The following is a 25,375-nucleotide window of genomic DNA, read 5'->3' as shown; positions in this document are numbered from 1 at the left end:
CCCAACGAGTCCTTCAACGAGCGGACGGGCGATGCTTCGAAATCCTTGTAACCATACTCCGAGGTCATCAGAATTGCCCAGCAGGTGGCGCGAATCCGCATCCGCCGAACAAGACCCGCAATACCCCATTGGTTGAGCCGCCGAAAGCGTCGAAAGGAAGGCGTATGTCCAAGAAAACGCGCAAGAAATCCTCCAGGCCTTCCGGCAAATCCGCCGCTGCCACACAGGCGAGTGTTCGCTCACCAAAGGCGGCGAAAGCGCGCGCCGCAAAATCGGGCGGGACCAGAGCGGCCAAAGCGCAGAAAGCCGCTGCCCCCTCCCGCAAACGAGCTCCGGGCAAAGCATCGCAGACAGCAGCGTCCAAACCGTTAAAGCCGGCGGTCGCCAAGCCGGTCCTGACCGAGGGCGCCAAGGCGCCTTCCTTCCGCCTGCCGCGCGACGGCGGCGATTCCGTCTCGTTGTCCGATTTCGCCGGCCGGAAGCTCGTTCTCTTCTTCTATCCGCGCGCCGACACGCCCGGCTGCACCAAGGAGGCGATCGACTTCACCGGGTTGAAGCGCGACTTCGACGCGGCCGATACGGCGGTGCTCGGCGTCTCCGCCGACCCCGTGAAGGCGCAGGAGGCGTTCCGGAACAAGCACCAGCTTGCCGTTCCTCTGATCTCGGATGAGCGGCATGAGATGCTGGCGGCGCATGGAGCGTGGGGCGAAAAGTCCTTGTACGGCAGGACCTTCATGGGGATCATTCGCACGACGGTTCTGATCGGTGCGGACGGCCACGTGGCCCGAATCTGGCGCAATGTCCGGGTCGATGGACACGCCGGGGCGGTGCTGGAGGCCGCGCGAGCGCTCTGAGCCCCGGAGCCGGACGGGGGCCCTTGCGGGTTCCCATTTCCTGAAAATTAACCATGACCGGGTTCAAATCGGCACGCCATTTGAGCCGTTACGGAATTTTGTCCGACCGGCGCGGGAGTGCCGATGTCGCATCGATCCGGTCATCATTCCGAGTACCAGCTGCGCCACCATTCGCAGGATCACGGCAGGACTTCCCCTCGCCGCGCCACGCCGCAGCACCCGGCGAAAAAGCAGGCCGGCTACACCATCACCCATGCGGGAAGGCAGGTTCGTTTCGGGCCGGTGGTCTTCTGGATCGGGGTCGGCACCGTCACCTTGCTCGGCATGTGGTCGGCGGCGACCGCGACCTATTTCGCGTTCCGCGACGACGTCCTGACCCGGCTGATCGCGCGCCAGGCCGAGATGCAATACGCCTATGAGGATCGCATCGCGGAGCTGCGCGCGCGCGTCGATCGCACCGCAAGCCGCCAGTTGCTCGACCAGGAACAGTTCGACCAGAAACTCGACCAGATCATGCGCCGGCAGACCGCGCTCGAATCGCGCGCCACCGCACTCGGCGCCATTCCGGATGGCTCGGTCACCGGGTCGGTTCGCCCCACCGGCCGCGGCGCATCCGCCGAGCCGCCGGCGGGTACGCCAAAGCCCTCGCCGATCAGCGACACCGTCATCTTCGTCGCTCCGCCCGATCGTGAAGCGCGCCTCGAATCGCGCGCGCCGCGGGCGGCACCGCAACCCAACCAGTTCGCCAAGGTCCGGGGATTCGACAATGTTGTGGTCAAGCTGCAGAACTCGCTCGACCAGGTCGAGCGGAAGCAAATGGCGGCGCTCTCTGCCGTTGAAGATAGTCTGGAATCGCGGGCGCGACGCATGCGCGGCGTCATCGGCGACCTCGGCCTCGACATGGCGCAGCTCGAAGCGGCGACGCCCCGCAGCGCCGTCGGCGGGCCCTTCGTTCCCGTAAGGCTCCCTTCCGACGCCACCGCCTTCGATCGCCAGCTCTACCGCATCAACGTCACCCGCGTGCAGGTCGAGAAGCTGAACCGCACGCTGGCGCTGGTGCCCTACCGCAAGCCCGTCATCGGAGCAGTCGAGTTCACCTCCGGCTTCGGCGTGCGCAGCGATCCCTTCCTCGGCCGGCCCGCGATGCACACCGGCCTCGATTTCCGCGCCGCCACCGGCGATCCCGTGCGCGCCACCGCCAACGGCAAGGTCGTAACATCAGGCTGGCAGGGCGGCTATGGCCGCATGGTCGAGATCGACCACGGCAACGGGCTTTCCACCCGCTACGGCCATCTCTCCGAGATCAACGTCAAGGTCGGCGAAATCGTCAGAATCGGCCAGGTGATCGGCGCGGTCGGCTCCACCGGCCGCTCCACGGGTCCGCACCTGCATTACGAAACCAGAATCGACGGCGACGCCGTCGATCCGCAAAAATTCCTGCGCGCGGGCGTGCGGCTCAGCTCCGGCTAGTCCCGCCAGCTCCGCAGGAACTCCGCATCATTTCTTCGTCGTCAGACGCAAACCGCCGCGAGTCCGGCGGCAGATTTTTTCCAGTCTCGTGTCGGGCTGCCCGAAGGTCGGCCGTCCTTGCAGCAGAGACTGAGCCAACCCAGTTAGTCGTGCCATACACTCCGCTCGGTCATGGAGAAAGCCTCGTCATGTCGCAAGGAAACACCGTCCGTCTGCATCGCGTCCTCGCCACCAAGCCGGAGAAGGTGTTTCGTGCCTTCCTCGATGCCGATGCCATGGCCAAATGGCTGCCGCCTTATGGCTTCACCTGCAAGGTCCATCACCTCGACGCCAAGGTCGGCGGTACGTTCAGGATGTCGTTCACGAATTTCTCCACGGGCAACGGTCATTCGTTCGGCGGCGAATATCTGGAGATCGTGCCGAACGAGCGCATCCGCTACACCGACCGCTTCGACGACCCGAACTTGCCCGGCGTCATCGAGGTCACGGTGACGCTGAAGGCAGTCTCCTGCGGAACGGAGATCAACATCGAGCAGACAAACCTGCCGACGGTAATCCCGGTCGAAGCCTGCTATCTCGGTTGGCAGCAATCGCTGGCGCAGCTGGCGCTGGTGGTGGAGCCCGACATTCCGGGATAGTTCTCTCCCGCCTTTGACGTTCTCAAGCTTGAGGTCGCCGACGCATTGCGGACCGGCAAGAACGGGCAGATTCGGTCTGCCGAAACGAGTTGTTGCGGACAGCCAGATGTGGTGAGTATGCCCGATATCCCGCATCTCATATTGAGGCAGATCGGTTGGAAGGGCAGAAGCTACGCGTCGGACCGCGTCATCCCCGGCTTGGCGCTGCAGGCTTTCGCGTCGCGCGCTGGCTGACGCGAAAGACGATGAGCAGGGCCGGCTTCCACGAGCTTGGCTCCGACTTCGCCAACGAGCGGATTGGACGGGTTCGCGGCAAGCTCGCGCGCGGCGAGACGGTGTATCTCGCCGGTCTAGGCCTGCCCGGCACGCATAATTCCGGCGTCGCCCTGGTGGAGGTGACGAAGGCGCACGGTCCGCGGCTGATCATCAACAACGAGGAAGAGCGCTTCTCCGGCAACAAGCACACGACGGAATATCCGGCGCAATCGATCGACGCGATGGTCGCCACCTTGCGCGGCAGGGGACGGGATGTCGCCGACATCGAGGCATGGCTGACCAGCTGGGATTATTTTGCGCTGGCCGGCACACTGGCACGCAGCGTGCTCGAGGAGGCGCCGCAAGGCCTCGCGCTGATCGGCGTTGCCGATGCGACCGCGTTCGACCGCCGCCGGCTCGACCAGATGACGCGCTCGCCGCGCATTCTCGCCAAGCGACTCGGCCTTGCCGATCCGGTGCCGCTGATCTGCATGCCGCATCACGGCAACCACGCCTGGTTCTCGTATGCGGCATCGCCCTTCGCCGACGACGGCGAGCCGGTTGCGGTCGCAGTCCTCGACGGCACGGGCGATGCGGGCTCGGTCTCGCTCTATGCCGTGAAGAACGGCGAGATGCAGCAGCTCTACTGCAACGGCAGCATGTTCGATTCACTGGGCATGTTCTACAGCGTGATCTCGTCGACGCAGGGCGGCTGGACCTGGCTTTCCAGCGAGGGCCGCTACATGGGCGCCGCCGCGTGGGGCGACATGAATCGCGCCAGCAATCCGTATTACTCGCGGCTGAAGCACGTGCTGCATCTCGGCGGCAACGGCGAAATCCAGCTCAACCGCGCCATGGCAAACTGGTACTACGATCCCTCGGTCAATCCGTACAAGCCGGCCCTGATCGAGATCCTCGGGGAGCCGCTCAAGCCCGAGCAATTGTGGAATCCCGATGCGGTGCTGCGCGTCGAGGACATCAAGCACCGCCCGGACACAAAGGACCGCCTCGACAAGGCCGCCGCCACGCAGCTGGTGCTGGAAGATGCGATGATCCACGTCGTCGATCATCTGCTGCGCACCACCGGCGCGCACCGGCTGGTGCTGACCGGCGGCGTCGCGCTGAACGCGGTCGGCAACATGCGGCTGCTCGAACATTTCGACGAGGGGTGGTTCGAGAAGAATCAGGGCCGGAAAGCAAGGCTGCATCTGTGGGTGCCGCCGGTGCCCGGCGACCCCGGCGTCGTCATCGGCGCGGCCTGGCACTTCGCCCATCTTGCCGGCAGCCCGCGCGGCGCGCCGATGACGCATGCCTTCTATTGCGGCACGCCGCCGACGGCGGCCGATATCGCGGCGGCCCTCGCGGCGGACGACGTAGCGTCCGAACGCATCGGCGACGTCTCGACCGCGGAGGGCCGGAACGCCATCGCCGGTCTGATGGCCGATGCGGTGGCGCAGAGCGGCGTCATCGCGATCTACCAAGGCGCGGCCGAAACCGGCCCGCGCGCACTCGGCCACCGTTCGATCCTGGCCAATCCCTGCGATGGCGCGGCGCGCGAACGCCTGAACGAGCGCGTGAAATATCGCGAGGCGATCCGGCCGCTGGCGCCGATGGCAACGCTGGAGGCGGCCCATCAATATTTCGAGCTGCTGCCCGGCGCGTCGGACGCGGACTACAACGCCTATAACTACATGGTGCTGACGGCGCGCTCGAAGCCCGGCGCACGCGACAAAATTCCGGCGGTGATCCATGCCGACGGCACCGGCCGCCTCCAGATCGTGCACGAAGCGGACGATCCCCTCACCTACGCCTATCTGAAGGCGATGGGCCGACGCGTCGGCGTGGAGATGTCGGTCAATACGTCCTTCAACGTCGCCGGCCCCATCGCGCAGACACCGCAGCAGGCGATCGACACGCTGCGGCGTTCGAAGGGCCTCGATGCCGTCATCATGGTCGCCGACGACGGCACCGTGCACGCCGCCTGGCATGGCGGCGAGCGCGACAGCGGAAGGTTCAGAAAGTGGTTGGCCGACTGGAAGGCGACTTCGGCCTCCAGTCAGCCCCCTCGATAATTCGCTGTTGCCCTGCGATCGGGACCGCGCGCTCAAAGATCGACGCGTTCGCTCGCAACCGCCTTGCGCTCGGCCATATTGAAGCGGCCGCTATAGATCGGGCGCTCACCGGTCGTCGGGCCCGGGTACTGGACGATGAAGATCTCTCCACCCGTTTCGGTGCGGAATTCACCTTCAAAGTGAGGATCGGGATGGAACAGCACGGTTCCCGGACCGTACATGCTGCCGTCGATGGAAAACTCACCTTGCAGGATGTGCCAGACCTGCGCGAAGCCGTGATAGTGCTCGGGGTGATAGGCTCCCGGCTCCAGCCGCAAAATGCCTGCGTTCGGCTCGGTCGGACGCTCGGGCCTCGGGTGAAACAGCATCTTGCCTGTTTCGCCCGGCCAGCGGATCGTCTCCCACTCGACATCGTCGAAGTGGCGCACCTCGTAAGGCTTGTGATCCTTGCGCGATGCTTCGCGTGCGGTCGTCAACCCCGCATTCGCGTTCGCCGTATCGGGAATGTCCTTGCTCCTCACAGCAGTCATTTTCCTCTCCCTTTTGCAGGTTTCTCTCGTTCGGCTTTCCTGCCCGCAAAATTGCTCCACCACTCGACGGCGATGGCCGACTGATTCTCGATTGCCGTTACCATCAGGAGGCGCGCACCGCCGTTACCGCGCGCCCACGCCATGTGCGGCACGTCCGACCGCAGATGAATCGAATCCCCGCGCGCGAGCGCGATGGTTTCGTCCCCAACCTGGAATTCGACGCTGCCCTCGAGGACGAAACACATTTCTTCGCCGGGATGGGCGACCAGCGTCGGCTTGCGCGGCTTGGCCGAGAGTTCGAGCATGAAAGCCTCGAGCCGCTGCTCCCCCATGCCCGAGGCGAGCTTGCACCAGGCATAGCTCGCATCGGCGCCTTTCGATGGGACCGCATCGATGGCCCGCACCACGCGATAGGCGCGCGTGCGATCCTCCGTTTCGATGTCGGCAAACAACTCGGCCGGCGGCAGCTGAAGCGCGCCGGCGATTTCCAGGAGATTGCCGATCGAGCATGCGACCAGCCCGCGCTCGATCCGCGACAGAAATGTCACGGACAGGCCGACCATTCCGGCGAGTTCGTCGAGCGTCAGACCGCGTGCCGACCGGGCCCTGCGGATGACGGCTCCGATCCCGGCAAGGCGTGACGCTTCGCGCGCGCGCCGGCCTGCTTCCGCCGAGACCACGACTGGCTCCTCCATTTGCTTATAAGGCAAATCGTATTGCCAAATAGGCAAATGTCAAGTCACGGCTGCGCACAGCCGGCTAACGCCCGAAATGCTTAAGCACGCGTCCGTCGATCAGCAGCAGCGCACTGCCGATCACCAGCGCGCCGGCGATCTCGCGCAGCGAGATCCGCTCGCCCAGCACGAACGCGCCGAGCAGGATGGCCGTGACCGGCACGAGCAACGTCACCAGCATGACGTTGGTGGGGCCGGAACGCCGCAACACCTGGAAGAACACGATGTAGGCCAGCGCCGTCGATAACGCCGCAAGGCCGAGCACGGCAAGCCACGTCACCGCGCCCGGAACAGGCAAATGCCAGGGCCGCTCGAAAATGGCGGCGACGATCGCCATCATCAGGCTCGACGCCATCAGCTGGAACGTCGCGGTCGCCAGCGGCGGTGAATCCGACAGCGCGCGCCGCGCGATCAGCGCCGAAACGCCGTAGCTGAGCGCCGCGGCAAGGCAGAGCAGGACGCCGAGCCCCTGCCCGCTCTCGAAGCCGAGCCCGCCGCCGCGAAGGATCACGACGCCGGCGAGGCCGACGATGACGCCGGCAACGCGCCTGACAATGAGCTTCTCCTCACCGGCCGCCGCCATCACCAACACTGTGAACAGCGGCGTGGTGGCATTGAGGATCGCGGCCAGCCCGCTTGGAATGTGGGTCTGCCCGGTGACGATCAGCGAGAACGGCAGCACGTTGTTGAACAAGGCCACGAGGAAGAACGGCCGCCATTCCGACCACGCTTTTGGAAACGGCAGCCGATGCGCGAAAAGCACCGGCAAGAGGATGGCCGCGGCGAGCGCCACGCGCAAAAACACCAGCGTGAACGGCGGCAATTCGAGCAGCACCACGCCGTTGAAGAAGAACGAGCCGCCCCACAGCACGGACAGCGCCGCGAGCAGCGCCCAGTCGCGCGCATCGATCCGGCCGTCGCTGGCTGTCATTCTCGCATGTACCTGATGAGATCGCGCAAACGATGGACTGACCGAAGGCCGGCATCCACCCGATTTCCGAGAGCTATTTCGGCCGCGAGACGATTTCGATCATCTTGCCTTCATCGTCGTCAGGCGCACTCGCCTTCGCCGTCTCATAGGCCGCGAGTGCGGCGCGACTGACCGGCACGCCGGGCAGCAGCGTTTCCGCAAGCTGCACCGCATAGGCGGCATCCTTGTGGCGCAGCGCTGCGGTGAATGAAGCGCCGGAGAAATCGCGCGCCACCATGCGCCTGGAGTGGCGGATCACCTGCGGGCTTGCCACCGCGCCGGTCGAGAGCGCATCCGCCACCAGGTTCATGTCGGGCCCGGCGCGCTCGGCGATCGCCACGCCCTCGGCGAGGCTTGCGATCTGCACCGCGCCCATCAGGTTGTTGATCAGCTTGAACACGGTGCCGGTGCCGACCGCGCCGAAATGGCGGATGGTGCTGCCGAGTGGAACCAGATAGGGCCGCGCCCTCTCCAGATCGGCCGCATCGGCACCGACCAAGAGCGTCAGCTTGCCCGCGGCCGCGGCTTCCGGCAGCCCGGTGACGGGACAATCGATGTAGATCAGGCCGCGGGAGCGCAACTCGCGCGCCATGTCGAGGGCGTGGCGGTGCGATACGGTCGAGCATTCGATCGCAAGCGCGCCCGTCTTCATATTGGCGGCAGCGCCGTGCTTGCCGAGCCAAACTGCACGCGAAGCGTCATCGTCGGCTACCATCGTGACGACGGCGTCAGCGTCGAAAGCGGCGTCCTTTGGCGAGGCCGCCCATTGCGCACCGCGCGCGATCAGGCCGTCCGCCTTGGCCTTGCTGCGGTTCCACACCGCTACCTCGAAGCCCGCATCGAGGTAGCGGCCGGCCATGCCATGGCCCATCCGCCCCAGACCGAGGAAGGCGACGCGCGGCATCCTCTAATCCACGTCCTCGACCGCGCCGGGTTCGGTGCCGAAGGCGCGCTGCGCCAGCGTCGCGGCCATGAACTCGTCGAGGTCGCCGTCGAGCACGCCCGAAGTGTCGGAGGTCTGCACGCCCGTCCGCAGGTCCTTCACCATCTGATAGGGCTGCAGCACGTAGGAGCGGATCTGGTGGCCCCAGCCGATATCGGTCTTGGCGGCCTGGTCGGCGGCGGCCTGCTCCTCGCGCTTTTTCAGCTCGATCTCGTACAGCCGCGCACGCAGCATGTCCCAGGCCTGCGCGCGGTTCTTGTGCTGGGAGCGGCCGGCCTGGCAGACCACGGCTATCCCGGTCGGGATGTGGGTCAGGCGCACCGCCGATTCGGTCTTGTTGACGTGCTGGCCGCCGGCGCCGCCCGAGCGCATGGTGTCGGTGCGAACGTCGGATTCCTTGATCTCGATCTTGATGCTGTCGTCGATGACAGGGAAAATCTGCACCGAGGAAAACGAGGTGTGCCGCCGCGCGTTGGAATCGAACGGCGAGATGCGCACCAGGCGATGCACGCCGGCCTCCGTCTTCAGCCAGCCATAGGCGTTGTGGCCGGAGATCTGGATGGTGGCGGACTTGATGCCGGCTTCTTCGCCCTGCTGTTCCTCGAGATACTCGATCTTGAAGCCGTGCTTCTCGGCCCAGCGCGTGTACATGCGCAAGAGCATCTGCGCCCAGTCCTGGCTCTCGGTGCCGCCGGCACCGGCGTGAACCTCCAGATAGGAATCGAACCTGTCGGCCTCGCCCGACAGCAGCGCTTCCAGCTCGCGGCGGGCGACTTCCTTCTTCAGCTCCTTCAGTACGTTCTCGGCTTCGGTGACGACGCCCGCATCGTTCTCGTCCTCGCCGAGCGCGATCATGTCGATATTGTCCTGCAGGTCGCGCTCGACCTTGCCGATGCCGGACAGCGCATCCTCCAGCGAGGTGCGCTCCTGCATCAGCTTCTGGGCCTTCTGCGGGTCGTTCCAGAGATTGGGGTCTTCGGCGAGCTTGTTCAGCTCGGCAAGCCGGGCCGTCGATTTCTCGACGTCAAAGATGCCTCCTCAGCAGCCCGACTGACTGCTTGATCTCTTCGACAAGGCGTTCGATTTCGGCGCGCATGATTCTTCCAGCCGCTTACAGCAAGGTTGGCGGGGATGTAGCGGCTGATACCGCCTGACGCAACCGGCTACCACAATCCGCCGGTACCCGGACGCATGATGCTACCGGCATCCGGCGGCGCAAACAGCGGCCGTTGGGCATCGGCATCGGCGACGCCAATCACGCTGTAATTATCCGGCGGCGCCGTGCCGGGCTTGAAGGCTTCCAGCAGGGTGCCGCGTCCTTCGTAGGAGCCGGCGCGCATGCCGCTCTTGGAGTCGACGCGTACCAGCTTGATGCCGGCCGGAACCTTGAACGGGATCGGCTGCTTGTCGGCAAGCGCGAGCTTGAGGAAGTCCTTCACGACCGGAGCAGCGAGATGGCCGCCGGTCGCGCCCCTGCCGAGGTGGCGCGGCTTGTCGTAGCCGATATAGACGCCGACCGCGATGTCCGGCGAGAAGCCGATGAACCAGGCGTCCTTTTCGTCGTTGGTGGTGCCGGTCTTGCCGGCGATGGGCTTGCCGACTTCCCTGAGGATGGTCGCCGTGCCGCCCTGCACCACGCCCTCCATCATGGAGGTGATCTGGTAGGCGGTCATGGCGTCGAGCACCTGCTCGCGGCGGTCGACCAGCGCCGGCTCCGGCTGGTTCTTCCAGCCGCCCGGCGCGTCGCAACCGCGGCATTCGCGCTGGTCATGCTTGAAGATGGTGTGGCCGTAACGGTCCTGGATGCGGTCGATCAGCGTCGACTTCACGCGGCGGCCGCCATTGGCGAACATCGAATAGGCCGTGACCATGCGCATCACGGTCGTCTCGCCGGCGCCGAGCGCGTAGGACAGATAGTTCGGCAATTCGTCATAGACGCCGAAGCGCTTGGCGTATTCGCCGATCAAGGGCATGCCGATGTCTTGCGCGAGGCGCACTGTCACCGTGTTGAGCGAGCGCTGCAGCGCGTAGCGCAGCGTCACCGGACCGTAATACTTGCCAGTCGAATAGTTTTCCGGTCGCCACACGCCGGAACCCTGCCCCTGGTCGATTTCGATGGGACCATCGACCACGACCGTGGACGGCGTATAGCCATTGTCCAGCGCCGTGGAATAGACCAGCGGCTTGAAGGAAGAACCCGGCTGCCGGTAGGCCTGGGTGGCGCGGTTGAACTGGCTCTGGTCGAACGAGAAGCCGCCGACCATCGCCAGCACGCGGCCGGTCCAGGGATCCATCACCACCATCGCGCCGGAGACTTCCGGCAGCTGGCGCAACCGGTATTGCCCTTCGATCTCCTTGCCATCCTTGCCGAACAGCGGGTCGACGTAGATCACGTCGCCCGGCTGCAGCACGTAGGAAACCGTCGTCGGAGCCTTGCGGTTCGGCCCGGATGCGGGCTTGGCCCATTTGACGCCTTCGAGCGTGACGATGCCGGTCTGCCGGACCTTGCTGACGGCGCCGCCGAGCTCGCGGCCGGGCTGGAAGCCGACGCGCGCCGACTGGTCGCTGGTCTCCAGCACCACCGCCATGCGCCACGGCGAGATATCGGACAGCGACTTGATGTCGGCGAGCTTGACGCCCCAGTCGCCGGAAATGTCGAGCTTCTGGATCGCGCCGCGATAGCCGCTCGCCTCGTCGAAATGGACGAGACCGGCGACCATGGTCTTGCGCGCCATCACCTGAAGCTTGGGATCGAGCGTGGTGCGGACCGAGAGGCCGCCTTCATAGAGCTTCTTCTCACCATAGCGCTCGAAGATGTCGCGGCGGACTTCCTCGGCGAAATATTCGCCGGCGAAGACATGCGCGGCGTTGGAGCGCGAGGCGACGTTGAGGCCTTCCTTGCGCGCCTTCTCGGCGTCGGCCTGCTTGATCCAGCCATTCTCGACCAGGCGATCGACCACGTAGTTGCGCCGCTCGATGGCGCGGTCGCGGTTGCGCACCGGATGCAGTGCGGCCGGCGCCTTCGGCAAGGCAGCGAGATAGGAGGCTTCCGCGACCGTGAGCTCGTTCACCGATTTGTCGAAATAGACCAGCGAGGCCGCGGCGATGCCGTAGGCGCCGAGGCCGAGATAGATCTCGTTGAGATAGAGCTCGAGGATGCGGTCCTTGGAATAGGTCCGCTCGATGCGCATCGCCAGCAGCGCTTCCTTGATCTTGCGGGTGAACGACACCTCGTTGGTCAGGAGGAAGTTCTTGGCGACCTGTTGCGTGATCGTCGAGGCGCCCTGCGGGCGCTTGTTGGAGCCGAAGTTCTGCGCGTAGAGCACGGCCGCGCGCGCCAAGCCCGTGAAGTCGAGGCCGCCATGCTCATAGAAATTCTTGTCTTCAGCCGCGAGGAACGCGTTGATGACCATCTTCGGCACTGCCTGGATCGGCAGATAAAGCCGGCGTTCCTTGGAGTATTCGCCAAGCAGCGAGCCGTCGGACGCGTGGATGCGCGTCATGACCGGCGGCTCATAGTCCTGAAGCTGGGAATAGTCCGGCAGGTCGCGGGAGAAATGCCAGATCAAGCCGGCGGCGGCAGCAACGCCGACGAGGAACACCACGGTCCCGGCAGCGAACAGGAAACCCAAAAACCGCACCAGCAAGCGCATTGTCGATGTTCCGTTCCTACCATCGGCGCCGCCGTCCCGGCGCTTTTCGTTAATCTTCGAGCCCGCGCGACGTCCAGCCTGGTTCGCGGGCGGATAATACATGGTCCGGCGGGGAAATTTGACCGATTCCGCAAGCCCCTCAGTCGTTTTTTATTGGCTGCCGCTGTGGCCAAACTAGGGCTTGGTGCGGCCGGAACTTTTGCTTCTCAATCGCCCGATCCCGCCGTTGCCAGCCGTTTGGCCAGAAACGCATCGATCGCCTGGGCCATTGCGCCGGCGGTGCGGTTGCGCCAGCTCTCCGACACCAGGTGCTCGCGGTCGCCCTTGTTGGAGACATAGCCCAGTTCGACCAGCACGGAAGGCACGTCGGGCGCCTTCAGCACCCGGAAGCCGGCCGACTTCAAGGGATGCTTGTGCATCCTGACCGTGGTCTTCATCTCGCCCATCAGGATGCGGGCGAAGCGGTTGGAAAAGGTTCGGGTTTCGCGCTGAGCGAGGTCGATCAGGATGTCGGCAACGACGGGTTCGGCGCTTATCGAAACGCCCGCGATCGCGTCCGAGCGATTCTCGGCCTCCGCCAGCCGCTCTGCTTCCGAGTCGGAGGCCTTTTCGGACAGCGTGTAGATGGTCGCGCCCCGGGCATCGCCCTCGCCGCGGGGCAGCGCGTCGGCATGAATTGACACCATCAGCGCCGCGGACTGGCTGCGCGCAACGCGGACACGCTCGTCGAGCGGAACGAAGGTATCGTCGTCGCGGGTCATCACCACGCGGTATTTGCCCGACTTCTGGATACGGTCGCGCAGCGCAAGTCCGAAGGTGAGGACGAGGTTCTTCTCCATGAACTCGCTGCCGCCGGCCTGAGTGCCGTTGTCCGGGCCGCCATGGCCTGGATCGATGACGATCACCGGGCGCGTGTCGGGCGGCCCTGCCGGCTTGGCGGGTGCGACAGCCGCATTGGCATCGGCCATGGCGGGGCGCAATTCGGGGCGCGCATCCGGGGTGAGCGATTGCAGGAAGGCGGTGCGGTCGACCTCGGCGAGTTCCAGTACCAGCCGCGGCGGCTGGCCATTGGCGGCCTCCAGCAGATAGGAGTTGGCGATCTTTGCCGGTCCCGTCAGGTCGAAGACGATGCGCGAGCCGCCGGGCATCACGAGCCCGTAGCGGAAAGCCCTGATCAGCCCTCGCCCTGCAATGCCGACGCCGGCCGGCAGCTGAAAGCTGACCTGGGGAATGTCGATCACCACCCGATAGGGATCGGCGAGCGTGAAGGCACGGTGCTGAATCGGTTTGTCGAGATCGAGCACGAAGCGGGTCTGTCTGGCATCGCCCGCCAACCGCGCATCGGATGCGATCGGAAAATTGGAGACGGCGACCGGCTGCCCTTCTGCGGCAAGGGCGGGCAGCTGGCCGCACGTAAATGCTGCGGCGCACAAGAGCGCGGACCCCAGCAAAACGAGGTGATTTGTTCGGCTCGCCAACGATTCCTCTGCCTCCGAGGAGCCTTCCTTACCGCAATAAAACCACAGGGTTAATCGAACCTTAATGTTCCCGCTGACAAAAGCAGCGAGTGTTGCAGCCCCGTGACGCTCCTTGCGCCTAACGTCCAATCCACGTATGTAAAGGCCGCTGACGGCTATTTCCCGGTTGTGTCGCGTTCAGCCTCCCGGTGCCGCGCCGGAAGCTCCGATTTCGGAGATTTCCAGCGTTTTTCCGATCCCTCCAGAGCCCGCGCCGCGCGCGGCTGACAAGGAGCGGCGGTTTCGAGCCCGAGCGGCGGCCCGTCCCAAGGCCACTTTTCTGCTCCAGGGACGGTTTTTGATACGGCGCAGCCGAACATCCGGCACCCCTCGGGGTCGGATGCTTGATTCGCCGGCACGGCGCGCCTTGCGCCAGGCCGGGCCGACAGCGAAAGCTACCAGGCGGCACCCTTGCCGCCCCATTTTTAGACGGGCCGACGCTTGATGCGCCAGACTGTGTTGCCGACCCTGATCCACGAAGCAAACGCGAAGCCGCGGCATGCTTTCGTGCGATCCCGTTCGGCGCGGCGCCCCACCTTGCGATTTGGCCTTCCCCTCACCCCCGAATCAGGTGGACCGTCGCGTGAAAGGCCAGCGCAGCTTGCGCACGCCATGAAACGCGCCCGCCGCCGTCATGAGTTCCAAGATGCCCAACAAAATGTTGATCGATGCCACCCACCCGGAGGAGACCCGGGTCGTCGTGGTTCGCGGCAATCGAGTCGAAGAGTTTGATTTCGAGACCGCCCAGCGCAAACAACTGCGCGGCAACATCTATCTCGCCAAAGTCACCCGCGTAGAGCCGTCGCTGCAGGCCGCCTTCATCGAATATGGCGGCAACCGGCACGGCTTCCTCGCCTTCAGCGAAATCCATCCCGACTATTACCAGATCCCGGTCGCCGACCGTCAGGCGCTGATCGAGGCCGACGAGCGCGCCCATCGCGAGGCCGAGGAGGAGAGCGAGAACCGTTCCCACCGTCGCCGCTCGCGCCACCGCAATGCGCGCCGCCGCGGAGGCGGCGACCGCGTCCGCAGCGAGATCGTGGAGGCCGCCGCTGCCGATGCCGCGCCCGAAGCGCAGCCCTTCGAGGGTTACGTGCCCTACGGCGAGCCGCCCGAATTCGGGACCCAAGCCCACGAAGCTCACGGCGAATACCACGAGCATGAAGCGCACGACCATGATGACCGTCATCATGGATACGGGCGCGAGGCCGTTGCGCAGGAAGCGCCGGTCGCGCAGCCCGATCCGGTCGTTGCCGCGGTCGAGGAATCCGTCGCTTCCACCGCACCCGAGGCACCCGCCGGCACCGAGGTCGGCGTCGAGGCCGAGCGCGCCGCCGAGGAGCGGGCGGAGGAGATCGTCGCGCATGCCGACGAGGCCGCGCACGCCGGCGAAGGCCCGGCCGAAGCCCAAGTCGAATCCCAAGTCGAATCCTATGGCGAAGTCGCATCGGCAGCCGCAGATGGTGAGCTCGGTGAGGATGACGAGGACGACGGCGAGGACGCCGAAGAGGAAGTCGTCGAGTCCGTCGGCGGCGACGACGTGCTGGAGGAAGTTCCGGAGCGGCCGTTCCGTCCGCGCCGACAGTACAAGATCCAGGAAGTCATCAAGCGGCGCCAGGTGATGCTGGTGCAGGTGGTCAAGGAAGAGCGCGGCAACAAGGGCGCGGCGCTGACGACCTATCTGTCGCTCGCCGGCCGCTATGCCGTCCTGATGCCGAACACCGCGCGGGGCGGCGGCATCAGCCGCAAGATCACCTCCGCCCAGGACCGCTCGCGCCTGAAGGAAGTGGTGCAGGATCTCGACGTGCCCGAGGGCATGGGGATCATCCTGCGCACCGCCGGCGCCTCCCGCACCAAGCCGGAGATCAAGCGCGACTTCGAATACCTGATCCGCATGTGGGAAACCGTGCGCGACATGACGCTGAAGTCGCAGGCCCCCACCCTCGTCTACGAGGAAGGCTCGCTGATCAAGCGTTCGCTGCGCGACCTCTACAACAAAGAGATCGACGACATCATGGTGGCCGGCGAAGGCGGCTACCGCGAAGCGCGCGACTTCATGAAGATGCTGATGCCGTCCAACGTGAAGTCGGTGAAGCAGTATCGCGACGGCCAGCCGCTGTTCTCGCGAATGGGCGTCGAGAGCCAGCTCGATGCGATGTTCTCACCGACCGTGCAGCTGCGCTCCGGCGGCTACATCGTCATCAACCAGACCGAGGCGCTGGTCTCGATCGACGTCAACTCCGGCCGCTCGACGCGCGAGCATCACATCGAGGATACCGCGCTGAAGACCAACCTGGAAGCCGCCGAGGAAGTCGCGCGGCAGCTCAGGCTGCGCGACCTCGCCGGCCTGATCGTCATCGACTTCATCGACATGGACGAGAAGCGCAACAACCGCGCGGTGGAGCGCAAGCTCTCCGACTGCCTGCGGCAGGACCGCGCGCGCATCCAGGTCGGCCGTATCTCGCATTTCGGCCTGTTGGAAATGTCCCGTCAGCGCATCCGCGCCAGCGTGCTGGAATCCTCGACCGAGCCCTGCGCGCAATGCGGCGGCACCGGTCACGTCCGCTCCGTCTCCTCGGTGGCGCTGCAGCTGCTGCGCGGCATCGAAGAAATCCTGATGAAGGGCGCCACCCATAATCTGACGGTGCGCACCCGTACCGACGTCGCGCTCTACGTCCTCAACCACAAGCGCGGCCACCTGCGCGACCTCGAGAACAGCTTCAAGGTTTCGCTTGCCGTCGTCGCCGACCCCACGGTCAGCGGCCAGCAGTCCTTCATCATCGATCGCGCCGAACAGGTGCATACGCTGGAGGCGGCCAAGGCACTGCTGGCGGCGCAGGCGGCAGGCGGCCCGGTGCGGGAAGAGGAAGCCGAGGACGAGGACGACGGCTTCGACATCGAGACGGAATCGGAGATCGAGACCGACGAGACCGAGGGCCTTGCCGACGAACAGCGGACGGCCGAGGACGGCGAAGGCGACGGCCAGCGGCGCAAGCGCCGCCGCCGCCGGCGTGGCCGCGGCGGTCGCGAGAGCGAGGCGCGTGAAGGCGCTCAGCCGCGCGACGATGCCGAAACGGTGCAGGCCGCCATGGCCGAAGCGACCGAAGGCGGCGTCACCGGCGATGCCTTCTCCGACGAAGAAGATTCCGACGAGCAGCCGGCCGTCGCCGGCGCCGAGCAAGGTCAGGACGGCGATCGGCGGCCGCGCCGCCGCGGACGCCGTGGCGGTCGCCGCCGTCGCAGCGGCGGACGCGAGGATGGCCTCGCCGGCTCGATCAGCGACGAGCTCGCGCCGCCCTCCGCCCTGGAGGCGGCCACGGCGGTCGCCGATTTCGATGGTGGCCCCGAAACCGCGCCCTCGATTGCACAGCAACCCGAGCCCGTTGCGCAGACATTCCAGGCCGAGCCGGCAGAGCCGCCGCAGCCGCCTGAACCAGTCGCTCCAGCGCCGGATGAAACCGCCGCCGATGAGAAATCGACACGGCGCCGCTCGACGGTGCGCGAAAAGGTCAGCTTCGTATCCGCCCCCGCGCCGGACGCCGCACCTGCCGCCCCGGCTGCCGTCAGCCAGCCGGCACCGGCTCCCGAGGAAGCTGCCCCGCCCGAAAGCGACCAGCCGCGCAAGGCCGGCTGGTGGTCACGCCGCTTCGGCGGCGGATAGGCCAGGCAAGCGAGGACAACAGGAAATCGCCCGGCAAGACCGGGCGATTTTCGTTCATGGATCGAGCGTGCGATCCTCCGTCCGGCGATCTTACCGGCCAAGCCAGCGCGCGATCCGCCTCACCGCCTCCCGCATGTCCTCGGCAGAACGCGCATAGGAGAAGCGGATGAAGGAGCGGCCGTGGACGGGATCGAAATCGACTCCGGGCGTTGTTGCGACGCCGGCCTTCTCCAGCATGGCCTTGGCGAACTCGAAACTGTCGGCGGTGAAGTCGGATACGTCGGCATAGAGGTAAAATGCCCCGTCTGCCGGCAGGAACTTGGTCAGGCCCGCGCGCGGCAGGCCTTCGATCAGGATGCGGCGGTTCTCTTCATAGCCGTGCTTGATCGCATCCATCTCCTCGCGGCCGTCGAAGGCGGCTTCCGCTGCGATCTGCGACAGCGTCGGCACCGAGATCGAGAGATTTTGCTGCAGCCGCTCGATGGGGCGCACCAGCACCTCCGGCGCCACCATCCAGCCGACGCGCCAGCCGGTCATGCAGAAATATTTCGAGAAGGAATTGATGACGAGCGCATCGCCCGGGAGCGCTGCCGCCGTCACCGCGGGAAAGGCATAGTCGAGCCCGTGATAGATCTCGTCGGAGATGAAGCGGATGCCGGCGCTGCCCGCGGCCTGCATCAGGCTGGTCAGCGCCTCACGCGACATCATGGTGCCGGTCGGATTGGCCGGGCTGGCGACCAGCACGCCCTTCAGCGGCGTCTTGCGGTGGGCGGCAAGCAGCGCCTCGCCCGTCAGCGCATGGCGCGTCTCGCTGGTGGTCTCGATCAGCACCGGCTCGCAGCCGAGCGCCGTGAGGATGTGGCGATAGGGCGGATAGCCGGGAACCGTCACCGCGACGCGGTCGCCGGGCTCGAACATCACAAGGAACGCCAGGATGAATCCGCCGGAAGAGCCGGTCGTCACCACGATTCGCTCGGGATCGACGTCGCAGCCATAGGTCTCGCGATAGTGCCGCGCAATACGCGCGCGCAGCGAGGGGATGCCGAGCGCGGACGTGTAATCGATCCGCGCCTGCTCCAGCGCGGCATGCGCGGCCGCAATCGCCGTCTTCGGCGCGGGCGCCGCCGGCTGGCCGACTTCCATGTGGATGACATGGCCGCCCGCGGCCTCGATCCGCGCCGCCGCCGCCATCACGTCCATCACCATGAAGGGCGGAACTTCGCTGCGTCCCGACGCCTTCAACAGGCGTCCAGCGCGCTCTCTAAGTGTCGCATCGAGCATGGTTATCTGCTATCTGACCCCGGCATATGCCGAAAGTGGGGTGTCGGTGCCCCGAACTGGCCTTATTCGGCGGTACTTAAGGACATATCGCCTCTAGAGGCTGCCGCCAATCACTGTCAACCGTTCCATGCCAGCCATCGCGCCCCATAGCCGGACCGCCAGGGCCATCGCGTTCGCCGCCGCTTTGGCGACCGCGGCTGCGCCGACGGCCGCCACGGCACAGGGCGGTATCCCGCTGATCCAGGACACCGAGACCGAGCAGCTCTTGCGCGACTATACCCGCCCCATCCTGCGCACCGCGGGTCTGGAGAAGCAGAACATCCAGATGGTGATCATCAACAACGCAAGCTTCAACGCTTTCGTTGCCGACGGTCGCCGCATCTTCGTCAACTCCGGCGCGATCACGCAGTCCGAGACGCCGAACCAGATCATCGGCGTGCTGGCGCACGAGACCGGCCACCTCGCCGGCGGCCATCTCGCCAAGCTCCGCGAGCAGCTCGCCAACGCGCAGACCCAGATGATCATCGCCATGCTGCTCGGCGCCGGCGCAATGGTTGCCGGCGCCCGCTCCGGTCCGGGCAGCGGAATGTCGCAAGCGGGCGCCGCCGCCATGCAGGCGCCGCAGGAAATGATCCGGCGCAGCCTGCTCTCCTACCAGCGCCAGCACGAGGAAAACGCCGACCGCGCCGGCGTGAAATACCTCACCGCGACCGGCCAGTCGCCGCGCGGCATGTACGAGACGTTCAAGCGCTTCACCAGCGAAGGCCTGTTCGCCGCGCGCGGCGCCGATCCCTATCTGCAGTCGCACCCGATGCCGGCCGAACGCGTTGCGGCGCTCGAGGGACTGGCGCGCTCCAGCCCCTATTGGGACAAGAAGGACGATCCGGCGCTGCAGCTGCGCCACGACATGGTGCGCGCCAAGATCTCCGCTTTCATGGAGCGGCCGGATACAGTCTCTCGCCGCTATCTTGCATCCAACAACGGCCTGCCGTCGCGTTATGCCCGCGCCATCGTGACCTACCGTCACGGCGATCTGCGCTCGGCGGTCGGCCAGATCGACGCCCTGATCCAGGAGCATCCGAACAACCCTTACTTCTACGAGCTGCGCGGCCAGGCGTTGCTGGAGGGCGGCCGGCCTGCGGAGGCGATCGCACCGCTGCGCAAGGCAGTGCAGCTCTCCCACAACGCTCCGCTGATCGCGATGCTGCTCGGACAGGCGCTGGTCGCCTCCAACAACAACGCCTACACGGACGAGGCGATCACGATCCTGCGTGCGGCGGTATCGCGGGAGACCGAGGCGCCGCTCGGCTATTCCCAGCTCGCCATGGCCTATGGCCGCAAGGGGGATTACGCACAGGCCGATCTCGCCTCCGCCCAGGCCGCTTTTCTGCGCGGCGACCGCAAGACCGCGCGCGAACTGGCCTCGCGCGCCAAGACGCGGTTCGCCGTCGGCACTCCGGGCTGGGTCAAGGCTGACGACATTGTGAGCGCCAAGCCGCTTCCGGGGCAAAGAAACAACTAGCCGTAAACTTCGCCTGGGTTAGTACGTTATTGGGTGGCGGGGATTTTCCGGCAATATCCCCTCGCCGATTGCTCGAAAAGGAATAGCAAATGCCTTCGTTCCGCCTGCTCGCCCCCGCCCTGCTCGCCCTCGCGCTTTTCGCTGCGCCGCAGGCAGCATCCGCGCAGATTTCCGGCGCCCAGCGCGGCGAGATCGAGAAGATCGTCCGCGAATACCTGATCGCGCACCCCGAGGTGCTGGAAGAGGCGATGGCCGAATTGACCAAGCGCCAGGCCGCGGCCGAGAGCGAGAAGCAGCAGGCCACCATCGCCAAGAACGCCGACACCATCTTCAACTCGCCGCGCGGCGTCACCGTCGGCAACAAGGACGGCGACGTCACTTTCGTGGAGTTCTTCGATTACAATTGCGGCTTCTGCAAGCGCGCCATGAACGACATGATGGAGCTGATGAAGAGCGATCCGAAGCTCAAGGTCGTGCTGAAGGAATTCCCGGTGCTGGGCCAGGGCTCGATCGAGGCCGCGCAGGTCGCGGTCGCCGTGCGCATGCAGGATCCGACCGGCAAGAAGTATCTCGACTTCCACCAGAAGCTGCTCAACGGCCGCGGCCAGGCCGACAAGGCGCGCGCGATGGCCGCCGCCAAGGACGCCGGGCTCGACATGGGCAGGCTGGAAAAGGATATCTCCAGCCCCGAGGTGCGCGCCACGCTGGAAGAGAATCTCAGGATCGCCGACTCGCTCGGCATGAACGGCACGCCCAGCTACGTGATCGGCAAGCAGATCGTGATCGGTGCGGTCGGCGTCGCTGCCCTGCGCGAGAAGATCAGCAACGCCCGCTGTGGTAAGGCCACCTGCTGAGGCGCACGACGAGATCGTCCGCAGTTCGTTCGAAGGCCGGCGCTCGCCGGCCTTTTTCTTTTGCGCCCTTTTTCTTTGCGCCGCTTTCCGGGCATTGCGGTTCATTGCGCGTTCACCAAAGAAAATCGGCAGGAACCGCATTCGCTCCGGAACATCGACTTGCGCGCTTCGTTGTCGGCCCGGGCAATGAAGTGTGGAGGAGAGAGACGTATGACTAACCGTTTTCTGATTTCCGTCGCAGCCGCGGCGCTGATCGCCGGCACCGGATTTGCCAATGCGCAGGGCGCCGGTGGCGGCATGAAGAGCGAGGGTGGCGCAGGTTCCAGCTACCAGCAGGCGCCTTCGTCCGGTGGCGGCGCGGCTACCCAGCAGCGTGACGATTCCGGCATGAAGTCCAAGTCCGGCCAGTCCGACAAGGGCGGCACGGTCGGTCAGGCTCCCGACAAGGGCAGCAAGGACATGAAGGCCCAACGCCGTGAGGACATGAAGGGCGGCATGAAGGGCGAGGGCCGCGAGAAAGGCGGGACGGTCGGCCAGGCGCCCGACAAGGGCGGCGCAGCCACGAAGGGCCGCGAGGACAAGGGCGGCGCAACGATGGGCCGCGAGGACCGGATGAAGGACCCGGGCCAGAAAGGCGCGACCGACACCAACCGGATGCAACAGAAGGAAGGCACGACGGATAGCAACCGTCCTCAGGGCGCGCAAACCGGCTCGCAGACCACCACAGGCATGGCGCCCGCAGCGCCTCCGCCCGAGAAGCGCAGCCAGATCACGACCGCCATCAAGTCGGAGAAATTCCAGGATGTCGGCGCCAATGTGAACGTCAACGTCGTGGTTGGCACCCGCCTGCCGGCCACGATCCGCTTCCATCCGCTTCCGCCGCGTATCGTGGAAATCTATCCGGAGTGGCGCGGCTATCAGGTGGTGCTGATCAAGGGACGCTACGTGATCGTGCGCCCGAAGACGCATGAGATCGTCTACATCATCGAGGGCTGACCAACGAAAGCGGACGGCATCGGGGGCGGGCAGCAATGCCCGCCCCTTTTGCATGACCGGGGGCGCCGCCGGAACCATCCTCGGGCATTGGTTAATTGAAGGATTTCCACAGCTTTTGCCGGGTTTTTCGGCAAGTGGATGAAGTGGCCGGGATGCCATCCCAGGGGCCTAAAGGCTTCCCCTTGGCCGCGTTGTTACCTATAACGCGCCCCACCTACACAGCCACCTTGCCGGGAATTTCATGGCCGAGGCCTCTGCCGAAACCATTTACGTGCTCAACGGTCCCAACCTCAACCTGCTGGGAATCCGCGAGCCCGAGAAGTATGGCAACTTCACGCTGGCCGACGTCGAAAGGCTCTGCGTCGAGACCGCCGCGCAGTTCGGACTGAAGGCCGATTGCCGGCAGTCCAACCACGAGGGCGAGCTCGTCGACATCATCCACGAAGCCCATGCGAAGAAAGCCGCCGGCCTCGTCATCAACGCCGCCGCCTATTCGCACACCTCGATTGCACTCCACGACGCAATCAAGGGCACAAACATTCCGACGGTCGAGGTTCACATCACCAACGTTCATGCCCGCGAGAGTTTCCGGCATCATTCCTTCACCGCCATGGCCGCCTTTGCCAGCCTGACCGGCTTCGGCATCGAAGGCTACCGGCTCGCGATATCCGGTCTTGCCGCCAGGATCGGCGCCAAGAGAGCCAACTGACTTCCAAGATTTGACGCACCCCGCCGTCACCAGACAGAAAGTTTCGGATCAAGATCATGGCGCGCCAGCCTGCCGACAAATCCTCCAAGAACGACGACAGCGCGCTCATCCGCGAGCTCGCGCTGCTGCTGGATGAGACCAGCCTCACCGAGATCGAGATCGAGCGCGCCGGGCTTCGCGTGCGGGTTGCGCGCAATATCAGCGTCGCCGCAGCGATGCCGTCGGCCTACATGCCGGCTGCCGCGCCAACTCCCGTGGCGGTCGCTGCGGCGGCTACCGCATCCGCAGCTGCCGATCCCGCCAAGCACCCGGGCGCGGTCCCCTCGCCGATGGTCGGCACCGCCTATTGGGCGCCGGAGCCCGGCGCAAAGCCGTTCGTCGAGGTCGGCACCCGCGTGACGGCCGGACAGACGCTGCTCATCATCGAAGCCATGAAGACGATGAACCAGATTCCGTCGCCGCGCGCCGGCACGGTGACGCAGATTCTCGTCGAGGACGGCCAGCCGGTCGAGTTCGGCGAGCCGCTGATGATCATTGAATGAGCGAATGGCGAATGGCGAATAGCGAATGGACCGCCTCTTCCCCATTCGCCATTCGCTACTCGCCACTCGCCCTTTGAGGCGCCATGTTCGATAAAATTCTCATAGCCAATCGCGGCGAGATCGCGCTTCGCGTCTTGCGGGCCTGCAAGGAGCTCGGCATCTCCACGGTCGCGGTGCATTCCACGGCCGACGCCGACGCCATGCATGTGCGCCTCGCCGACGAGAGCGTTTGCATCGGCCCGCCCCCGTCGAAGGACAGCTATCTCAACGTCCCGGCGCTGCTGGCGGCCTGCGAGATCACCGGCGCCGAAGCCGTGCATCCCGGCTACGGCTTTCTTTCGGAGAACGCCCGCTTCGCCGAAATCCTCGCCGAGCACAATCTCGACTTCATCGGTCCAAAGGCCGAGCACATCCGCCTGATGGGCGACAAGATCGAGGCCAAGAAGACCGCCAAACGCCTCGGCATTCCCGTGGTGCCCGGCTCCGATGGCGCCGTCACCGCCGAAGAAGACGCGATGGCGATCGCCAAAGAGATCGGCTTTCCCGTGCTGGTGAAGGCGGCGGCCGGCGGCGGCGGGCGCGGCATGAAGGTGGCGCACACCGCGGAGGATCTGGCGCTGGCGATCACCACCGCCGCCAACGAGGCCAGGTCGGCGTTCGGCGACGCCTCGGTCTATCTCGAAAAATACCTGACCAGGCCGCGGCACATCGAAATCCAGATCCTCGGCGACGGCCGCGGCGGCGCTATCCATCTCGGCGAGCGCGACTGCTCGCTGCAGCGCCGCCACCAGAAGGTCTGGGAGGAAGGCCCCTCGCCGGTGCTCTCTGCTGCTGCGCGCGCAAAAATCGGCGAGACCTGCGCCAAGGCGATGCAGGACATGAAGTATCTCGGCGTCGGCACCATCGAATTCCTGTACGAGGACGGCGAGTTCTATTTCATCGAGATGAACACCCGCATCCAGGTCGAGCATCCCGTCACTGAGAGCATCACCGACATCGACCTCGTGCTGGAGCAGATCCGCATTGCCGCCGGCGGCGACCTGCCGGTCAGGCAAGACGAGGTGGCCATCATCGGCCACGCCATCGAATGCCGCATCAATGCGGAGAACCCGCAGACCTTCCGCCCCTCGCCGGGCCGCATCAACCAGTTCCACCCACCGGGGGGCCTGGGCGTGCGGATCGATTCGGCCGTCTATCAGGGCTACGTGATACCGCCCTATTACGATTCGCTCGTCGGCAAGCTGATCGTGCACGGCAAGACCCGGCAGGAATGCCTGATGCGGCTGCGCCGCGCGCTCGACGAGATGGTGGTCGACGGTATCGAGACCACGCTGCCGCTGTTCCGCGCCCTGGTGCGCGAGAAGTCGATCATCGACGGCGATTACCACATCCACTGGCTCGAGCATTATCTGGCCGGCGAGCCGCCGGTCGGCTGAACGCCTCGATTAAAAGTTCCCGGTCGATGGAACCGGAACCGGGCTGGCGCGTTTCCGGTCGGGGACTTTTCATTCAGGGGCAACGACCTCCCTTGCCTGTGCATCTCGCCATGCCTGATGCGTCGCGCCGGCGCGCAATCGGACAGATTCTGCTTCTGACGGCCGGATTCCTCGTGCTGGTTGCCATCAGCATCGCCTCGGTCCTGCTGGTCAACAAGGCGCGAGACGATTCCAGTCGCGTGACCCACACGATCGAGGCCCAGAACCAGATCAACGCGCTGCTGTTGGAGGTTCGCCGCGCCGAAAGCTCGGCGCGCGGCTTCCTGCTGACGCGGGGCCCGGAGTTCCGGCGGGAGCACGACGCCGCGGTCGCCAGCATCGCGCCCTACGCCGCCAAGCTCGTGCAATTGATCGGTGACAATCCGGTGCAGGCCGACAATCTGAGGAAGCTGAACGCGGCGATCGAAACGCGGCTCGATCAGTTCGCTCGCGAGATGAATTTCGTCAGGCAGAACGACCTGCCGGCCGCCGCCGCGCTGGTGAGCGAAGCCGCCGCCGGCGGCACCAGCCTCACCATTCGCGAGGTGGGTGCCGCCATGCGGGCGGAGGAGGAGCGGCTGCTGGCGATGCGCATCGTCAATGCCGACCGCAGCCAGGTGCTCGCCTCCAGCGTCACCATCGCGGGCTCCAGCATGGTGATTGCGCTCGCCGGCATGTCGATCTTCCTGGTGCGCCGCT

Annotated in this window: 20 protein-coding genes; 12 read left to right on the top strand and 8 right to left on the bottom strand. The window is 65.7% G+C overall.

Annotated features, from left to right (window positions below; all coding sequences use genetic code 11):
- Positions 1–164: 164 nt before the first annotated feature.
- The 4 genes from ACT4OC_RS05405 to ACT4OC_RS05390 all read left to right on the top strand — a co-directional run bounded on the left by ACT4OC_RS05405 (position 165) and on the right by ACT4OC_RS05390 (position 5,289).
- Complete coding sequence (locus ACT4OC_RS05405) at positions 165–854, top strand: peroxiredoxin (RefSeq protein WP_444837956.1); 690 nt, start codon at positions 165–167, stop codon at positions 852–854.
- 123 nt (positions 855–977) lie between these two features.
- Positions 978–2,324 carry a peptidoglycan DD-metalloendopeptidase family protein gene (locus tag ACT4OC_RS05400; RefSeq protein ID WP_444837943.1) on the top strand — a complete coding sequence of 449 codons (1,347 nt, stop codon included), beginning with the start codon at positions 978–980 and terminating at the stop codon, positions 2,322–2,324.
- Between the two features lie 188 nt (positions 2,325–2,512).
- Positions 2,513–2,962, top strand: coding sequence for an SRPBCC family protein (locus ACT4OC_RS05395; RefSeq protein WP_444837942.1), 450 nt, complete (start codon positions 2,513–2,515; stop codon positions 2,960–2,962).
- A 245-nt stretch (positions 2,963–3,207) separates the two neighbouring features.
- On the top strand, positions 3,208–5,289 hold the full coding sequence (locus ACT4OC_RS05390; protein WP_444837941.1) for a carbamoyltransferase C-terminal domain-containing protein: 2,082 nt from the start codon (positions 3,208–3,210) through the stop codon (positions 5,287–5,289).
- A gap of 32 nt (positions 5,290–5,321) precedes the next feature.
- On the opposite strand, the gene ACT4OC_RS05385 is transcribed toward ACT4OC_RS05390, so the two are convergent.
- The 7 genes from ACT4OC_RS05385 to ACT4OC_RS05355 form a co-directional block, all read right to left on the bottom strand.
- The gene (locus ACT4OC_RS05385) at positions 5,322–5,819 is read right to left on the bottom strand and encodes a cupin domain-containing protein (protein ID WP_444837940.1); all 498 of its coding nucleotides are present in this window, start codon (positions 5,817–5,819) and stop codon (positions 5,322–5,324) included.
- The gene (locus ACT4OC_RS05380; protein WP_444837939.1) at positions 5,816–6,499 is read right to left on the bottom strand and encodes a helix-turn-helix domain-containing protein; all 684 of its coding nucleotides are present in this window, start codon (positions 6,497–6,499) and stop codon (positions 5,816–5,818) included. Before ACT4OC_RS05380 ends, ACT4OC_RS05385 begins: the two co-directional genes overlap by 4 nt.
- Positions 6,500–6,578: 79 nt before the next feature.
- Positions 6,579–7,484: a DMT family transporter gene (locus tag ACT4OC_RS05375; protein ID WP_444837938.1), complete on the bottom strand. Its 906-nt coding sequence runs from the start codon at positions 7,482–7,484 to the stop codon at positions 6,579–6,581.
- Between the two features lie 73 nt (positions 7,485–7,557).
- Positions 7,558–8,427 carry an NAD(P)-dependent oxidoreductase gene (locus ACT4OC_RS05370; RefSeq protein WP_444837937.1) on the bottom strand — a complete coding sequence of 290 codons (870 nt, stop codon included), beginning with the start codon at positions 8,425–8,427 and terminating at the stop codon, positions 7,558–7,560.
- A gap of 3 nt (positions 8,428–8,430) precedes the next feature.
- Positions 8,431–9,562, bottom strand: a protein-coding gene (gene prfB / locus ACT4OC_RS05365; RefSeq protein ID WP_444837936.1) for a peptide chain release factor 2 whose coding sequence is annotated in 2 segments (ribosomal slippage) — positions 8,431–9,492 and positions 9,494–9,562 — 1,131 coding nt in all. Because the reading frame shifts where the segments join, the coding sequence is not laid out codon by codon here.
- A gap of 67 nt (positions 9,563–9,629) precedes the next feature.
- Positions 9,630–12,119: a penicillin-binding protein 1A gene (locus tag ACT4OC_RS05360; protein ID WP_444837935.1), complete on the bottom strand. Its 2,490-nt coding sequence runs from the start codon at positions 12,117–12,119 to the stop codon at positions 9,630–9,632.
- 206 nt (positions 12,120–12,325) lie between these two features.
- Positions 12,326–13,597 (bottom strand): N-acetylmuramoyl-L-alanine amidase, encoded by a 1,272-nt coding sequence (locus ACT4OC_RS05355; protein ID WP_444837934.1) that lies wholly within the window; start codon positions 13,595–13,597, stop codon positions 12,326–12,328.
- 685 nt (positions 13,598–14,282) lie between these two features.
- Between ACT4OC_RS05355 and ACT4OC_RS05350 the strand changes: the two genes are divergently transcribed.
- A complete protein-coding gene (locus tag ACT4OC_RS05350; protein ID WP_444837933.1) occupies positions 14,283–17,297 on the top strand; it encodes an Rne/Rng family ribonuclease in 3,015 nt (1,004 codons plus the stop codon).
- Positions 17,298–17,387: 90 nt separating this feature from the next.
- On the opposite strand, the gene ACT4OC_RS05345 is transcribed toward ACT4OC_RS05350, so the two are convergent.
- Positions 17,388–18,578, bottom strand: coding sequence for a pyridoxal phosphate-dependent aminotransferase (locus ACT4OC_RS05345; protein ID WP_444837932.1), 1,191 nt, complete (start codon positions 18,576–18,578; stop codon positions 17,388–17,390).
- Between the two features lie 127 nt (positions 18,579–18,705).
- Between ACT4OC_RS05345 and ACT4OC_RS05340 the strand changes: the two genes are divergently transcribed.
- From ACT4OC_RS05340 to ACT4OC_RS05310, 7 genes are all read left to right on the top strand, one after another.
- The gene (locus tag ACT4OC_RS05340; RefSeq protein ID WP_444837931.1) at positions 18,706–20,100 is read left to right on the top strand and encodes a M48 family metalloprotease; all 1,395 of its coding nucleotides are present in this window, start codon (positions 18,706–18,708) and stop codon (positions 20,098–20,100) included.
- A gap of 89 nt (positions 20,101–20,189) precedes the next feature.
- Positions 20,190–20,954, top strand: coding sequence for a DsbA family protein (locus ACT4OC_RS05335; protein WP_444837930.1), 765 nt, complete (start codon positions 20,190–20,192; stop codon positions 20,952–20,954).
- A gap of 210 nt (positions 20,955–21,164) precedes the next feature.
- Positions 21,165–21,950, top strand: a complete 786-nt coding sequence (locus ACT4OC_RS05330; protein WP_444837929.1) for a DUF1236 domain-containing protein — start codon at positions 21,165–21,167, stop codon at positions 21,948–21,950.
- A 241-nt stretch (positions 21,951–22,191) separates the two neighbouring features.
- A complete protein-coding gene (aroQ, locus tag ACT4OC_RS05325; RefSeq protein ID WP_444837928.1) occupies positions 22,192–22,659 on the top strand; it encodes a type II 3-dehydroquinate dehydratase in 468 nt (155 codons plus the stop codon).
- A 56-nt stretch (positions 22,660–22,715) separates the two neighbouring features.
- A complete protein-coding gene (gene accB / locus ACT4OC_RS05320) occupies positions 22,716–23,201 on the top strand; it encodes an acetyl-CoA carboxylase biotin carboxyl carrier protein (RefSeq protein ID WP_444837927.1) in 486 nt (161 codons plus the stop codon).
- Positions 23,202–23,284: 83 nt separating this feature from the next.
- On the top strand, positions 23,285–24,637 hold the full coding sequence (accC, locus tag ACT4OC_RS05315) for an acetyl-CoA carboxylase biotin carboxylase subunit (protein ID WP_444837926.1): 1,353 nt from the start codon (positions 23,285–23,287) through the stop codon (positions 24,635–24,637).
- Between the two features lie 110 nt (positions 24,638–24,747).
- On the top strand, positions 24,748–25,375 hold a 628-nt coding region (locus tag ACT4OC_RS05310), incomplete at its 3' end, for a CHASE3 domain-containing protein (RefSeq protein ID WP_444837925.1).

This window comes from Bradyrhizobium sp., from assembly GCF_052389815.1.
Taxonomy (GTDB): Bacteria; Pseudomonadota; Alphaproteobacteria; order Rhizobiales; family Xanthobacteraceae; genus Bradyrhizobium.
This window is presented reverse-complemented; position numbering and strand designations above follow the sequence as displayed.